We start from the raw sequence: 13,175 nt of genomic DNA, 5'->3' as shown, positions 1-13,175 counted from the left end.
TCACCTTAATCGAGATATTCGCTCATAATGGAACCATGGCCGTAATAATACGAAGACTGTACCTCTCCGGAAAAGTCGTACGGAAACATGGAGATCCGCGGAGCTTTGACGTATACGTCGAGTCTCGTTTTTCTATCCTGAACCGTCTCGGAGCTGCTGGTAATTTCAATAGATGCTCCCGAGAAACCTAAAGCCTTCAGATTGTTCACGACTTCGCTCCGCATGCCGGCAGTCACCATCCCTTCGATTGCGGCTTTCTGTGCAATGTAAGAGGTGTTGGCCTTGACCTGCAAATCCAGCAAATAATCGATATAGGTAAAGATCGGCTGCAAAATAATGAACAAAACCAGCCACATAAACAAAGCCCGGAGGACCGTCGCTTTCATGGTCTATGCTCGTACTCCTTTCGGCTAGTAATTCTCCACCTGCTTCGTATGGGCGATAATGTCATCCTGGCTGCTGCCGATCATACCTGTGGCGGACGTGATGAAGATCCCGGCAATAATAAATCCGATGGCGAGAAACAAGGCGACGGAGATCGAATCTTTTTTCATCGACTGCTAGGCTCCCAAGAGGAATGATACATCAGACGTCGGATCGGCAGGGTTAAGCGGCTGCGTCATACTGACCGCCGGCACGGTTGGACGGTTGTCGTCGGCATCATCAATTACATCCCGCACGACCGGAATCAGCACGGCAATGACAATAGCGACACACAGAAACCCGATTGCGATAAACAGCCCCGTAGAAATAGCATCTTTTTTCATTGTTAATATCTCCCTTTTAATTTTATTTTTTTATGTGCTGATTGAATATGACATTTATTCACTGAAATAGGCGAATATCGTTAAAATTCCCCTTGATCAGCATGATGTACTGCATGGCCAGTGTTACGATCATTAAAAAGGTGGCAATCGACGGAATCACATTAATAATCGAGGAGATATCCCCAATCAGAGACCACTTGCGCAGATATTGGTCGCTGGATATTTTGGCGATCATTTTACCCTGCTCCCGCAAATAAGCGGCGGCCTCCGTATCATCATCCATCCCCTCCGTAGCCAGCAGAATTGACCGGATATCGCCGATAAAAGCATGGCCCTCAGGAAACTGATCGCAGAACCATTCGATGGCCCGCTCAGGCCCCTCATCGACCGCCCGTTCCGACAGTTCGTACAAATCGTGACGGATGTGGACAAAATGTCCGGCAGTCCCGGCGCAGAAAGCGCCAAACTGCACATATCCCCGCCTGCGCAGCCTGTTGTTCTCATAAAGCCGCAGAAACGAGATCAATTCGCTATCCTTTTGAACAACGGATCTCTGATGCAGCCACGAAAGCAGCCAGCCGAACGGAAGATAGCGGGCCGGACTCGTAAAGCCGATAATCATCGCGGCGATCAGCAAATCGTATGCATTGAACGGTAAACCGCGGATATAGTCGCCCAATATTTTTACGAGAAGATAGAGAAAAGCCGCCAAATAACGAAGCAGAGTAACCTTCCGGGCGGATACAGTCAAGCCTGCGGCATAAAGAACCTGCTGAAGCCTGCCGTTCTCCATGCGTTCTCCCATTCCGTTCCATCTCTGCTGCAAACGCAGCATGTAACGCTCCCGTTTTCCTGTGGCGCCGACAAACACAACTAAAGCGAGATAGACGATGCCGAGTACGGCAGTCAGCAAAAATAATCTGTCCATACAAATCTCCTCAGTGGTAATCGAGTTTGGGCTTGGCCAGCACGCTGCTGATCACAAAAGACAGAAACAGGCCCGAGACAATAACCATCAGAAAAGCCAAACCGGCTCGGGTCTCAAACTGCAGCCGAAAGTAGACTCCGGGCTTCAGCATATAAATGAAGGTTCCGATGGAAAAGAACAGCACAACCAGATTACCGTAAAGCCCCAGACTAATCGCATCCCTGCTGTTGGCCTTGACCTCCAAAATCGTCTCCCGCTGCTGCTCCATCGAGCGGTTAAGCATCATCAGGGAATTTTTCAGGTAATAGCCGCCCTCCTTCTCGCAGTACAGCAGATCCGAAACGAACTCAACGGCAAAAGTGGTGCTGACCGCATTGGCAAAACGCTGTGTCTCCGCAGCAAGCTCGTGCTCACTGCTGTAATTGGCGAAAGAGGCAGCCAGTATTTTTAGCGGCGTTACAAGGACATTGTCTTCGTCCAAATAATCTGCCGTTCTGCCAAGCAGCGCATCGACAGGCAAATGTGTAAACTTCGCGGCGATTTTGACTACATCCAGCAGATGGTAGCTGCCTTTCACTTTTTTATGCGCATAAGCATACCGAAGCCGCAGATAGGGCAGCATTCCGGCGAGAACCGCCAAGAACATAGGCAGCCGCCACCCGTCCCGCCAAGGACGTCCACTGTCAAACGACACCCCTTCCAAAAAAGGATTATGAAAGTCCAAATGACCCGGAAGTTCGCGGAGCGTGAGCAGACCCGACAAGAACACGGCGGCGGCCAAAAGACCCGACTGCACCATGAACCGCAGCACAGTCGTTCCCGGCTCGTAATTTCGTTTGGCGATGTACAGGAGATTGTCCAAATGATTGTAAAACGGCACATACCGGGGAATACCGCCCGCTTTCCGCCCGAGAATTTTTCTTCTGCTAATAAATAGGTAATTGATTTTTGCCGCAAAATGCCGGATTCCCTGTTCCGTAAGCGGTTTGACCAGCAGCCAAATTCCCCAAACGATCAGCAGGTGCAGCACAAAGCGCAGCAGGTAAAACACTCCATTCACTTTTTCACCGCCTCACTCGTTCAGCACAATTCTGGATTTCAGACTTTCCCTTAGAGGGTTGGACAACGGCTTCGCGCCGGCCAGCCTAATTAACGAATCCCTCAGCGCCAGCGCGGCTTCCTCATTTCTCTTCCGCATCTTTAGGGCAAGCCCCTCGGTGACTCCGGCATTGTAGGTCCAATCTCTTTTCTCCTCATCCCAGCGCATCAGATCATTGGCAAACACCGAATTACGGGCTTCGTCGTAAAACACTTCGGAAATACATGCCAGCCGCTTTCTGCCTTCCCCCGCGCTTTCGAGAATAAACACAAGCTCGCATGCCTTCAGCGCGGAAACCAGGTGACCTTTTAAACTTCCGCCAATACGGGTCGATACGGCAAAAGCCCCCTGATAGGGAATATCCTCCGAATCAACGGTGTGAAAGGTTCCCGTTATGCCGTCGTAACCCTTTTCTCCGCTCCACAGGTAAAATTCCCATTCGTTGTACCGCATTTCTGTCATGTAGAGAAGGTTTGGATCATGCCGCAGCGATTCTATCCCCACTTCCATCAGTTCTTCATTGGCGGCCTGGATGGGGATAATCCGGTGCCCTTTAATTTGGTAGGGCAGTGTCGATTCCGGATGCTTCTCAATCATCACCACGCCCATGCAGGAGGCGGAACCGAGTAGCTGCTCGCCGACAATCGTATTGGCAAAGGTCGTTTTGCCCGAGCCGACAGAGCCGGCAATAATCGTGTTGCGAAAAGTCATTGCCAGCGCGCGAATCATCGGTACGGCCTCTGCCGGAATGCATTCCGTTCCCGCCTGATCGTCCAGATCGAGAAATTCGACCACCTGCCGCCGCATGGAAATCGTGGTAAAGCCATCCCATACACGCGGCGAAACCCAAATGGCGAGCCGGATAAACCTGCCGGGCCAGAGCGGATCATCCATTTTGAACTCGACGGACGGATTATCCTTGTTCAGCTTCTTGTTCGGATCGCTCTTCAGCAGCGAACGCTTTAACTGCTCTACCCGGTCTAGTGACGGCATCTCATACGGGTAAGGAACAAATTTGCCTTTTACATTGTAAAAAATTTGCCTCCCGATAATTTGCAGCCCCGTCGACTCACTGTACGCCCGATCCGTGAACCAGCGGTAAGCCGGGCCAAATCCTTTCCATTCATGAAACAGCGCTTCGGCCGCCGTGTCGTATGCTTCGGGAACGCTGCCGGAATAAGGCGTCTTTCGCAAGTATTTTTCAATTTCATTCATAAAAAAGCTGACCGCCTGCGGGTCGCCTGTCAGCGCCTTGGCGTTAAGCTCGAAATACGCTTCATCCTCCCGCTCCAGACCTGCGTTCATCTCTCTTTTCATTTTTTGCAGGAAGGAAGGGAAGTCATCCTTTCCCGGTCTGCTGCCGCGGAGCACGCTCTGTTTAAGCGAGAACGGAGTTCCTGCCGCAGAAGCAACTGTAAGGCCGGAGCCCGCTACACTGCTCATAAGAACATCCCCTTCTTCTTGATCTCGGGCTCAAAGCCGAAAGCAGCCAGCAGCGCGCGGACTTTTTCATCTGCCTGTGTAAGCTCTTTCTTGCCGAGCGGCAGCTTGCCGGAGGACATCGGGTAGTAAGGTATATCCAGAAAAATCTCGGTGCCGAAGCGCAGAGCCATACTTTTTGGGGAAACGCTCTCCTCCTGGCCACCGCGGTTCATAATGAGCTTGAAATCATGCGGCTGCAGGTCCATATGCCCGGCCAAGTCCATAAGCGCTTCAAGTCTGTGTTCATGCTTCGGATGGGTAACGAGCAGGCGCAGCGCGGATTTTCTCATTCCGGTATACCACGCCGCGCTCTCCGGTACGGAGCCGAGATCGGCGATAACGATGTCGGCGTTGTCCGAGGCACGGGCGAGCAAATACTCCATCTCGTTCTCCTGATAATCCTGGGCGCTTAAGTAATCGCAGTTTCCCGGCAAATAGCGGTAGCCATCCTGCACAATCAGTTGGGTAAAATCCTCATCATAGAGTCTGCTGCCTGTCAGCTTCGGCCGAATCCGGTCCAGACTGATTGCCGGTTTACGGTCATAACCCGGGTCATACACATTCATTCCCAGCATAATAACCCGTCTGCCCGCCGCCGCCATTCGTCCCGCCAGCAATCCGGCTACGCTCGTGCAGCCGATTCCCGGTCCGGAGCCAAGCACCCCCAGCACATTGCTGCGTTCATCGCCGTCGTCCTTCAGGACGAGCCTGATCTTTTCGATAATCGCCGATGACGTGGAGCGCGGCGTCAGGAAATGGATGCCCAGTTCCTCACAGGTCAGATGGATGCCGTAATACCCGCGTACGCCCCGTTCCATGTAAAAATATAGGATAAGCGTATCCGGAAACTTTTCGCGCAGCCTCCTCAGTTCGTAGACTTCGGCCTGTCCGCTTGTAGCTATCAGCATATGGCCCGCTGCCTGCTGCGGATCGGGAAGCGCGTTTTGCATAACAACGGTATAGCCGGCCTGCCGGATATCATTTATCGTCAGTTGGTCCAGGCCGAGACTGAATATTTTCATAAAGCCTTATTCCTCCTATTCCACCCGGACAATCCAAAGCTTGCAGCCGCGCTCCAGATATTGCTTCAGCAGTTCGCCGTCACTCTTCTTCAGCTTCAGCTCTGGAACCGCCACCTTGCCGGTCGAGGTGACCCGGTTATTGTCATTGCCAAGCTCCGTATCGCGAACGTCGTTGTTATCTTCCGTGCGGACATAATTCACGGTCACTCCGGTTAAAAAAGCCACCTCCGGCACAGCCGCCTGCCCGCTGCCAGGGCTTCCCTGTGCAGAGCCTGCCATAGCAATGTTGGAGTTTTCCGCAGCCTTCGCTTCCTCTAACACAAGATAGATGTCCACTTTGTCCCTGCTGCGTAGAGAGCCATTGATCGCATAGACCGCTTCCTTCGGCACCGGAAAAATCCCTTCGTCCGCCCTCGGCTCCAAGTCGTTCAAATCGACAAGCACCTCTGTCAAAATACTGCCGTCCGTCAGGCTCACGTTCGTAATTTTGCGCTCCGCCTGGTTCAGTTGAGTTACCGCACCGCCCGGGACATCCTTCGTCTGGACGGAATCGAGATAAAGCTCTCCCGCCTGCAGCTCGTGATTCTTGGGCAGCACGCCGCCTCCGTCCACCTTGATTTTCACCACGGTCTGGGACAGCACATAGGGCTTGAAGTAAAGATCATATCCCAACAGACCGCCGAAACCGACAATCAAAATCAGAAAAGCAAAAATATAATTGCGCTTCAATAAATGACCGCGCTGCGCCGACAAGCAGATCCCCCCTTTGCAAGGTGTATTTTGCGCATAAAAAACACACTTTGGCATAGAGCGCCAAAGTGTGGGTAAAATGCTTTTTTACCTATAAAGCAAGCAGCTATTCGATTAGTTGAACACGACCGTCTTGTTCTGATGAACAAGGATACGGTCTTCGATATGCCATTTGACTGCCCTGGCGAGAACGACACGCTCAATCGTGCGGCCGATGCGCTTTAGTTCGCCAACATCGTCCCCGTGGCTGACCCGCTGCACATCCTGTTCGATGATCGGGCCGCCGTCAAGCTCCTCGGTTACATAGTGGGCGGTAGCACCGATAATCTTCACCCCACGCCGGTACGCCTGGGCATAAGGATTGCCGCCGATGAAGGCCGGAAGAAACGAATGGTGGATATTGATAATCCGGTTCCTGTAATGCTCGATAAACGACGGTGAGATAATCTGCATATACCGCGCCAAAATAATAACGTCGATATCCTCTCCGACAACCTCCAATTGGCGCCGTTCCGCCTCCGCCTTCGTATCCCCCGTTACAGGAATGTGATGATACGGAATGCCGAACGACTCGACGTACTCCTTCATATCGATGTGATTGCTTACAACGAGCGCGATGTCGGCATCCAGGTCACCCGCCTGCCACTGCCAGAGCAGTTCGACAAGACAATGATCCTCCTTCGACACGAAGATCGCGAGTCTCTTTTTATGGCTGACATTGAACATTTGCCAGTTCATTTGAAACTGTCCGGCGATTTCGCCGAACTCCGCCTGAAGCTGCTCCATGCGCTGCTCCAGCTCCGGCAGATCGAATTCGATTCTCATAAAGAACATTCCGCCCGACGGGTCCATCGTATACTGATCCGATTGCACGATATTGGCACCGTGATCGAATAAAAAACGGGATACCGCAGCCACAATTCCTGGGCCGTCCGGACAGGAGATGAGCATCCGCGCCCTGTTCGGGTGCTGCCCGTCCGAAGAAGAATGTTCTCTTTTTACATGCAATTCCATTGTGTACTTTCCATCCTCTCGTCATTCACGCATTGCCTGAGTTTAAACGTTAACCAGCACCTGCTTGCCCGCCAGCCAAGCGATCAGCCGGTGATTTACCGCTTCTTCGCTTAAGTCCGGGAACAGATCGGCGGCGGTTACCAGATCGTAAAGGCGTTCCATCGGCTCGCGCGGATCGGCTTTTTTGGCCTTGGCATCGGTCTTGAGCAAATTCCAAATGTCCAGCACATACTGCCTTGGGTCCAGCTCCTGCTTGGCGAAGAAAGCGTGCAGCTCCTCGACCTGGGCCAAAAACTCTCCGCCGAACCGCTCCTGAACATTGCCGCGCAGCAGCGCGATTTCCGCTTCATACATCGGCCGCTGGGTCTTGGCGTCTTTGCCGATCCACGGCGTTTCAAGAATGAACGGGCGCCCGGCAAGGAGTTCATGATGAACCACCCGGTTAATCGTATCAAAACCGATCCAGCCCGAACCGATCGGCGTATGGCGGTCTTTACGCGAACCGATCGGATTTTTGCTGTCGTTGATATGCACTACGCCGATCCGGTCCAAGCCGATTGTCTTGTTGAACTGTTCGAGCACGCCGTCCAGGTCGCCTACAATATCGTAACCGGCATCGTGGATATGGCAGGTATCCAGGCAGATCGACAGCCGCTCGTTGTGTACGACCTTATCGATTATGGATGCGATTTCCTCAAAGCTCCGGCCCATTTCCGTTCCTTTGCCGGCCATGGTTTCAAGCGCAATATGGACCTCCGTCTCATGCGTGCCGCCGAGCACCTCGTTCAGACCGTCGGCAATCCGCTGGATGCCGTATTCCGGGTCCTTGTCCGTATAAGCGCCCGGATGGAGCACGATATGCTTGACGCCCAGCGCATGGGTGCGGTGGATCTCCTGCTGGAGAAAATCTACGGCAAGCTGGTAGGTGTGATTTTTGTAAGAACCCAGATTAATGATGTAAGGAGCGTGAACGACAATCTCTTCTACGCCGTTGTCCCGCATCGCCGCTTTGCCTTCTTCGGGATACATGTCTTCGATCGGTTTCCGGCGGGTATTTTGCGGTGCGCCAGTATATATCATAAAAGAGCTTGAACCGTATTCATTCGCTTCATTTGCCGCGCTGAGCAGTCCCTTAGCCGCGCACGAAACATGGGAACCAATTTTTAGCATGCCGTTTTTCCCTCTTTCTTTCACGAATTAAAACTTATTTTATCGTGATTGGGACAATAAATCTAGGCATTGCCGATATCTGGCTTCCACCTTCGCAAAATGCGGGTTATACGCTATAATTTAAGTTGGAAAGAAGTCTGTGATCATCATCATTGATGAGGTGATAGTATTATGTTTATTAAATCAGGGCTTGGCTGGTTGTCCATGTCACCGAACAGTTGGTTTATGAACACAATCGCTTTCTGGACATTTCTGCTGCTGGGCTGCATGTGCATCGGCGGCTATTTTATGTTCCGCAAATTTCTCAAGGTGCTGCCCAAGGCGGACGGAAAATCCAAGTTGGACTGGCAGAACTACTGGGTGGAACGCAGCCGTCCGCTGTGGAGCGATGAATCCAAAGCCTTCCTCGACCAGTTGGTGCAGCCCGTACCCGGGCCGTTCCGCGATATCGCCAAGCATTCCATCGCCGCCGAAATCGGCAGGATCGCCATCGAAAGCCATGCAAGCGAGGTTACACGCGATCACTGCATCAGAGGCTACATCTCAGCCACTCCAAGGCGGGACAGCCGCTTTCTGGTTCAATTTCTGGAAAAGAACCACATCGACTACTCCCCATACCGTCATTTAATGAAGTAAACTTTCAATAGTTTGAGCTTGAGCATACCCCGGCGCACCGCTCCCGCGAAGGCAAGGAGGCCATAAAATGAAAGCGATTATTTGCGGCGGCACCGGCTTTATCGGCACCGCGCTGACTCAATACTGGCTGCAGGCTGGGCATGAAATAATCATCGTCAGCCGCAAAACGCCGGAGGAAGCTATATCTCACTCTAAGCTGCTGTACCGAACCTGGGATGGGCTTACAAACGATCCCGAACCTGCGGAAGAAGCCCATGTCCTCGTTAATCTCGCCGGCGCTAGCCTGAGCCAGCGCTGGAACGCACGCGGTAAATCGCTTATCCGGCAATCCCGGATTGAAACCGGTGCTGCAGCCGGCAATCTGCTTGGTCTCCTGAAGTCCAAACCGCAGGTCATCATTCAGGCATCCGCTGTTGCGATTTACGGCACATCGTTCAGCGAGACCTTCGATGAATCCTCTCCCTCGCGGGTGATGGATTTTCCTTCCGAGGTCGTGAAGACCTGGGAAGATGCCGCTGATCAGACTTACGAAGGCGTCAGGCTTGTCAAACTGAGGACCGGCGTTGTGCTCGGCAATGAAGGCGGCGCCTTCCCGAAGATGAAGCTGCCCTATATGCTCGGCTTCGTCGGCAAAATCGGCAGCGGCCGCCAGTGGTTGTCCTGGATTCATCTAGCAGACATGGTCGCTTTGATTGATTACTGCGCCGCCTGTTCCGATATTTCAGGACCGGTTAACGCGACCGCCCCTGACCCGGTGACCAACGACCGGTTCGGTGCGGCTGTCGGACAAGTGTACAGTCGTCCCCACTGGTTCCCGCTGCCTGCCTTTCTGCTGAGAGCCGCCCTCGGCGAGCTGTCAGAAATTTTGCTTAAGGGCCAGCGTGTTCTTCCCGCCAAGCTGCTGCAGCATGGCTTTGTATTCACTTATCCCGATCTTCCCAAAGCGCTGCGGCAGCTGAGAACATGAGCTTAAGCACTGCGATCCAAAACCATTAACGCTGATGAAAGGTATACTTCCCTTTTACAATTGTGAAGGCGTCCCCGTCAGTCAGTGGATACTCCTTGTAGGGAACCATTACCTCTCCCCGAAAACGGGTGCCGTTGCGCGAATCCAAATCTTTCAGGACATAGCCTCCGCCGCTTCGGAATATCTCGGCATGCACTCTGGATGCGCCCTCCGATGATTCCATATACTGAGCCACCTCCGGTGAACGGCCGATAATAAAGCTTGTCCGGTTCAGTTCGATTTTCTCCCGGCGTTCGCTTCCTTCCTCCATTCTTTCAAGATAAGGCACCGCTCCCTCGCGCAGCTTCGCTTCTTCCGGAGCCGGTGCTTTCTCTCTCGAAAGCAGAACTGTAACCGGCTCGGCCACCGCTGGTTTTGGATATTCCTCCATTGCCTCAATCCCTATACCGCCAGATCCGAATTCATGCATTTCGGCGACGACCCGTTTATTCCGGTCAACTGGCGCAGGATTGAGCCGCCGTGATTCCTCAAGCTTGTCCCTGTTTCGCCCGCCAAACGGCGGCATCATTCCGAACCCCCCGGGTATTCCAAATTCCGGACCTTTTGCATCCTCTTCTTCCGTCTCTTCCTCTTCCATTTGGCCTGCGCCTATTTTCCCCGCCCAGATTAACCCGTTTATTGCAATCAGCAGAACCGTAGTGATTCCGCAAAGAATCAGCGTTAACCTTCCCGGATGATCCAGGTACAAGTATTTCCACAGCAAGGCGTCCAGCAGAACGCAGCCCAGCAAAATATATGTCTTTTTTGAGGAATGTCCACCGTTGGCCTCGAGGAATTCGCCGGAAGCCAAACCGGTGTTCATACTTTCCTCTTCCTTCCAGCTTCTCTCCCTTCCTCCTTCCTGTTTGTTATCTTCCTGCTGCCTGCCCTGAAAAAAAGAACTCCCGCTCATCCATTCGGCAATCGGCGATTTGAACCTTTCCCGTGAAGCTTCGGCTTCCGGGGAGTCCACCGAAGAACCAAAACTGCTGAAAATACGATGGTTCGCATCCGGGCCGTCACGCTTCGCGGGGGATCTTTTACCGTTGTCAGCATCCACCGTGTAATGCCCGGTTTCCGTCGATGGTTTGGCCGCGGCCGTCTCCGCATGCGCCATCGGATTCCGTTCCCCGTCATCTGTCAGCAGCGCCGAGAGAAGCTTCTTCCACCCTCCGACGGTAAATTCATCTTCGCCGCAGTAGTGCAGCAGCCGCTGGACGCCGTCTCCTTTCAACTCCCCCACGCTTGGCATCAGCGCCATAATCAGCCCCTTGAGACTCTCTCCCAATGACTGCGCCGGTTCGATGATCTGAAGAGGAACGTACGTCAAGTAGACTTTCCCCCTTTGCAGGGGACCTTCAATAAAAATATAATCCTCATGCAGAGCGTACTGCCCGGGATGAAGCATATGCAGCCGTCCATCCTCCATACCTTGAGCGATCTGAAGCAGCAGCCCGTAAAATTCGGCCAGGGTCAGCTTAACTCCCTTGAGAAGATGCGAGAGCAATTTTTTCCCGGATACCGGATATTCCAGCGTTACGCTCAGATCCACCTCTTTGAGAAACAGCCTAAGATGATGCGGAATGGTTAAGGAGGACAGCATGCGGCTCTGAACCGAATTGAGCCTGGACGCCGGCATTCCCTCTCGTCCTCCAAGCACCATCCGGATGCCGTCCTGCTGCACAAAATCCCTGGTTAACCCAAACAATGAAGTTCACCTCCCTCTTACAATTGAACGGACGGTCCTTAAATCCAGCCCCCCAAAAAAGCGGCCGCCGCCCCGGGAATCACGGCAAGCATAAAAGGAAATCGCAGCATATCGCCGTCACGGCTTTTGAACAATGTCCATTTCGGTATATAAAAGATTCCCGCCAGCAATATTGCGACACTCCGCAGCCGGCGAAATGCTTCCCGCCTCTTGAGCACAATCATCCAGCCGATCACCGCCGCAAACAGCAGCGAGTAGACGATGACCTGAGCGGTGAACAAAGATCCTGTCCAGGCGCCGATTCCGGCAAAAAGCTTGACATCACCCGCTCCAACAGCCCCTATGACATGCATGAGAAGAAGCGGTAAAAATCCTGCGGCAGCGCCGGCTCCCGCAAACACTACCCCTTTCCAGCCGCCGGAAAGTCCCTGTGCCATAAAGCCCATAAGCACAGCCGGCGCCGTAATCCAGTTCGGTATTTTCATCGTCAGCGTATCCGTAAGGAACGCCCCCGCCAAAAAGGGCAGACAGCCCCAAAACGCCCATTCATTCATTGCCTTGGCTCCTTTTTCTGTGAGTCAATTCGGCTTTTCCGCCACGTAAAATTGGCCCTCCGCCGATTGGCCGTCCTCCGTCTCTATGACGAATGTCGGCCATGAGCCCGGCGTCGTCTTGCCGCCGATTCTCCATTCCCACTCGATATACCCGTTCTCGTCTGCTTTCTTCCAGCCCAAATACTTGGCGGTGCTTTTCCCGCTTTTGTAGAAGACCGTGAGATTCGCCGAAGCATTCGGCGTGGTTTTAATCCGGATGACTCCCTGTTTGTTAGGCCTTGCTGGATTCGGCTTCTCCAGAATAGAAATGGAGGTGTTGTCTTCGGCTCCACCTTCCTCATCGACGCTTCCGCCTTCGCCTGTTTCCCCTATCCATAGCCGCTCCACGGCAGAGGCCTCCAGCACAATGCTGCGATTCAGGAACGGCACCTTCATCGGGAGCTCATAGCTGACCTGAAGACCGAAATAGGGCTGCGAGCCGTCTTTCAGCTTCGGAACCGTCACATTAGAAACGTGGAGCCGCCTGTAGTCCAGCATATCCGAAGCGATGTAAGGCTTTAGAAGCGGTTTGACGGCAACGTCCAAAACAGCCTCCGAGCCTTTGGCCTGGAGCTCCTGAAGAGGAGCTTCTCCCTTCTCTGCCGCGCTTCTTACCCAATCACCCAGCGGCGGAGGCAGATCGGAGGCGTATTGCTCGGCCCAATCCGTAACCGACAGTCTAGGAATAGTCCAAATGGACGGCTTGGCCGCAGTCGTTTGGCCGTTCATTCCGCTCTCGGCTTCATCTGAAGCGTTTGCGGACTGTTCTCCCTTCTGCACCGCCAAGGCGGCAGGGTACATATGCGTGGCCACTTCTTTTACGGTATCGGATACGGTCCCCTGCAAAGCGGTTGAATACAGGGTCATTTGCACGATAAAGATCAGGAACAGCACGAACAGCAAAAATAGGGGCAGCACCATAGCCGCCTCCACGACCATGCTGCCTTCGTTATTAAACCTCCCTTCCTTTTTGAGCCAGTTATCCATTGTTTCTCTGTTC

Annotated in this window: 15 protein-coding genes; 2 read left to right on the top strand and 13 right to left on the bottom strand. The window is 53.1% G+C overall.

The genetic code is table 11. The features are described 5' to 3' along the window. Positions 1–5: 5 nt before the first annotated feature. From EH198_RS10270 to EH198_RS10230, 10 genes are all read right to left on the bottom strand, one after another. Positions 6–386, bottom strand: a complete 381-nt coding sequence (locus EH198_RS10270; RefSeq protein WP_124695434.1) for a hypothetical protein — start codon at positions 384–386, stop codon at positions 6–8. Positions 387–410: 24 nt separating this feature from the next. After that, positions 411–554, bottom strand: coding sequence for a hypothetical protein (locus tag EH198_RS24605; protein WP_179034548.1), 144 nt, complete (start codon positions 552–554; stop codon positions 411–413). Between the two features lie 6 nt (positions 555–560). Next, entirely contained in the window at positions 561–767 is a 207-nt protein-coding gene (locus tag EH198_RS10265) for a hypothetical protein (protein WP_124695433.1), read from the bottom strand. A 58-nt stretch (positions 768–825) separates the two neighbouring features. Continuing rightward, positions 826–1,695 carry a hypothetical protein gene (locus tag EH198_RS10260; protein WP_124695432.1) on the bottom strand — a complete coding sequence of 290 codons (870 nt, stop codon included), beginning with the start codon at positions 1,693–1,695 and terminating at the stop codon, positions 826–828. Positions 1,696–1,705: 10 nt separating this feature from the next. Beyond that, positions 1,706–2,755, bottom strand: a complete 1,050-nt coding sequence (locus tag EH198_RS10255) for a hypothetical protein (RefSeq protein WP_124695431.1) — start codon at positions 2,753–2,755, stop codon at positions 1,706–1,708. A 12-nt stretch (positions 2,756–2,767) separates the two neighbouring features. Next, complete coding sequence (locus EH198_RS10250; protein WP_124695430.1) at positions 2,768–4,237, bottom strand: ATPase, T2SS/T4P/T4SS family; 1,470 nt, start codon at positions 4,235–4,237, stop codon at positions 2,768–2,770. Continuing rightward, the gene (locus EH198_RS10245; protein WP_124695429.1) at positions 4,234–5,298 is read right to left on the bottom strand and encodes a P-loop NTPase family protein; all 1,065 of its coding nucleotides are present in this window, start codon (positions 5,296–5,298) and stop codon (positions 4,234–4,236) included. The genes EH198_RS10250 and EH198_RS10245 overlap by 4 nt, the downstream gene beginning before the upstream one ends. Before the next feature lie 15 nt (positions 5,299–5,313). Continuing rightward, the gene (locus EH198_RS10240) at positions 5,314–6,051 is read right to left on the bottom strand and encodes a CpaB family protein (RefSeq protein WP_124695428.1); all 738 of its coding nucleotides are present in this window, start codon (positions 6,049–6,051) and stop codon (positions 5,314–5,316) included. Positions 6,052–6,162: 111 nt separating this feature from the next. Continuing rightward, positions 6,163–7,062 (bottom strand): formyltetrahydrofolate deformylase, encoded by a 900-nt coding sequence (gene purU, locus EH198_RS10235; protein ID WP_124695427.1) that lies wholly within the window; start codon positions 7,060–7,062, stop codon positions 6,163–6,165. Between the two features lie 42 nt (positions 7,063–7,104). Continuing rightward, positions 7,105–8,232, bottom strand: a complete 1,128-nt coding sequence (locus EH198_RS10230) for a deoxyribonuclease IV (RefSeq protein ID WP_124695426.1) — start codon at positions 8,230–8,232, stop codon at positions 7,105–7,107. 171 nt (positions 8,233–8,403) lie between these two features. On the opposite strand from EH198_RS10230, the gene EH198_RS10225 reads away from it, so the two are divergent. Further along, positions 8,404–8,868, top strand: coding sequence for a DUF2621 domain-containing protein (locus EH198_RS10225; RefSeq protein ID WP_124695425.1), 465 nt, complete (start codon positions 8,404–8,406; stop codon positions 8,866–8,868). 67 nt (positions 8,869–8,935) lie between these two features. Beyond that, positions 8,936–9,835, top strand: a complete 900-nt coding sequence (locus EH198_RS10220; RefSeq protein ID WP_124695424.1) for a TIGR01777 family oxidoreductase — start codon at positions 8,936–8,938, stop codon at positions 9,833–9,835. Between the two features lie 25 nt (positions 9,836–9,860). Here the strand turns inward: EH198_RS10220 and EH198_RS10215 are convergent, their stop codons facing one another. From EH198_RS10215 to EH198_RS10205, 3 genes are read right to left on the bottom strand one after another with little or no spacing between them, the layout of a single operon-like run. Beyond that, positions 9,861–11,582, bottom strand: a complete 1,722-nt coding sequence (locus EH198_RS10215; RefSeq protein WP_221621508.1) for a DUF6382 and FHA domain-containing protein — start codon at positions 11,580–11,582, stop codon at positions 9,861–9,863. Between the two features lie 38 nt (positions 11,583–11,620). Continuing rightward, positions 11,621–12,136, bottom strand: coding sequence for an A24 family peptidase (locus tag EH198_RS10210; RefSeq protein ID WP_124695423.1), 516 nt, complete (start codon positions 12,134–12,136; stop codon positions 11,621–11,623). Positions 12,137–12,160: 24 nt separating this feature from the next. Then, positions 12,161–13,162: a pilus assembly protein gene (locus EH198_RS10205; protein WP_246014181.1), complete on the bottom strand. Its 1,002-nt coding sequence runs from the start codon at positions 13,160–13,162 to the stop codon at positions 12,161–12,163. Positions 13,163–13,175: the final 13 nt, after the last annotated feature.

The organism is Paenibacillus rhizophilus, from assembly GCF_003854965.1.
In the GTDB taxonomy this organism is placed as follows: domain Bacteria; phylum Bacillota; class Bacilli; order Paenibacillales; family Paenibacillaceae; genus Paenibacillus_AQ; species Paenibacillus_AQ rhizophilus.
Note: the sequence above shows the minus strand (reverse complement) of the source record. Positions and strands in the feature narration are given on the sequence as shown.

What these genes read in the sequence shown, in the direction of transcription:
- EH198_RS10220 (WP_124695424.1), top strand. Translation starts at nt 8,936, where the DNA reads ATGAAAGCGATTATTTGCGGCGGCACCGGCTTTATCGGCACCGCGCTG.
- EH198_RS10225 (WP_124695425.1), top strand. Translation starts at nt 8,404, where the DNA reads ATGTTTATTAAATCAGGGCTTGGCTGGTTGTCCATGTCACCGAACAGT.
- EH198_RS10245 (WP_124695429.1), bottom strand. Translation starts at nt 5,298, where the DNA reads ATGAAAATATTCAGTCTCGGCCTGGACCAACTGACGATAAATGATATC.
- EH198_RS10230 (WP_124695426.1), bottom strand. Translation starts at nt 8,232, where the DNA reads ATGCTAAAAATTGGTTCCCATGTTTCGTGCGCGGCTAAGGGACTGCTC.
- EH198_RS24605 (WP_179034548.1), bottom strand. Translation starts at nt 554, where the DNA reads ATGAAAAAAGATTCGATCTCCGTCGCCTTGTTTCTCGCCATCGGATTT.
- EH198_RS10210 (WP_124695423.1), bottom strand. Translation starts at nt 12,136, where the DNA reads ATGAATGAATGGGCGTTTTGGGGCTGTCTGCCCTTTTTGGCGGGGGCG.
- EH198_RS10205 (WP_246014181.1), bottom strand. Translation starts at nt 13,162, where the DNA reads ATGGATAACTGGCTCAAAAAGGAAGGGAGGTTTAATAACGAAGGCAGC.
- EH198_RS10265 (WP_124695433.1), bottom strand. Translation starts at nt 767, where the DNA reads ATGAAAAAAGATGCTATTTCTACGGGGCTGTTTATCGCAATCGGGTTT.
- EH198_RS10270 (WP_124695434.1), bottom strand. Translation starts at nt 386, where the DNA reads ATGAAAGCGACGGTCCTCCGGGCTTTGTTTATGTGGCTGGTTTTGTTC.
- purU (WP_124695427.1), bottom strand. Translation starts at nt 7,062, where the DNA reads ATGGAATTGCATGTAAAAAGAGAACATTCTTCTTCGGACGGGCAGCAC.
- EH198_RS10260 (WP_124695432.1), bottom strand. Translation starts at nt 1,695, where the DNA reads ATGGACAGATTATTTTTGCTGACTGCCGTACTCGGCATCGTCTATCTC.
- EH198_RS10250 (WP_124695430.1), bottom strand. Translation starts at nt 4,237, where the DNA reads ATGAGCAGTGTAGCGGGCTCCGGCCTTACAGTTGCTTCTGCGGCAGGA.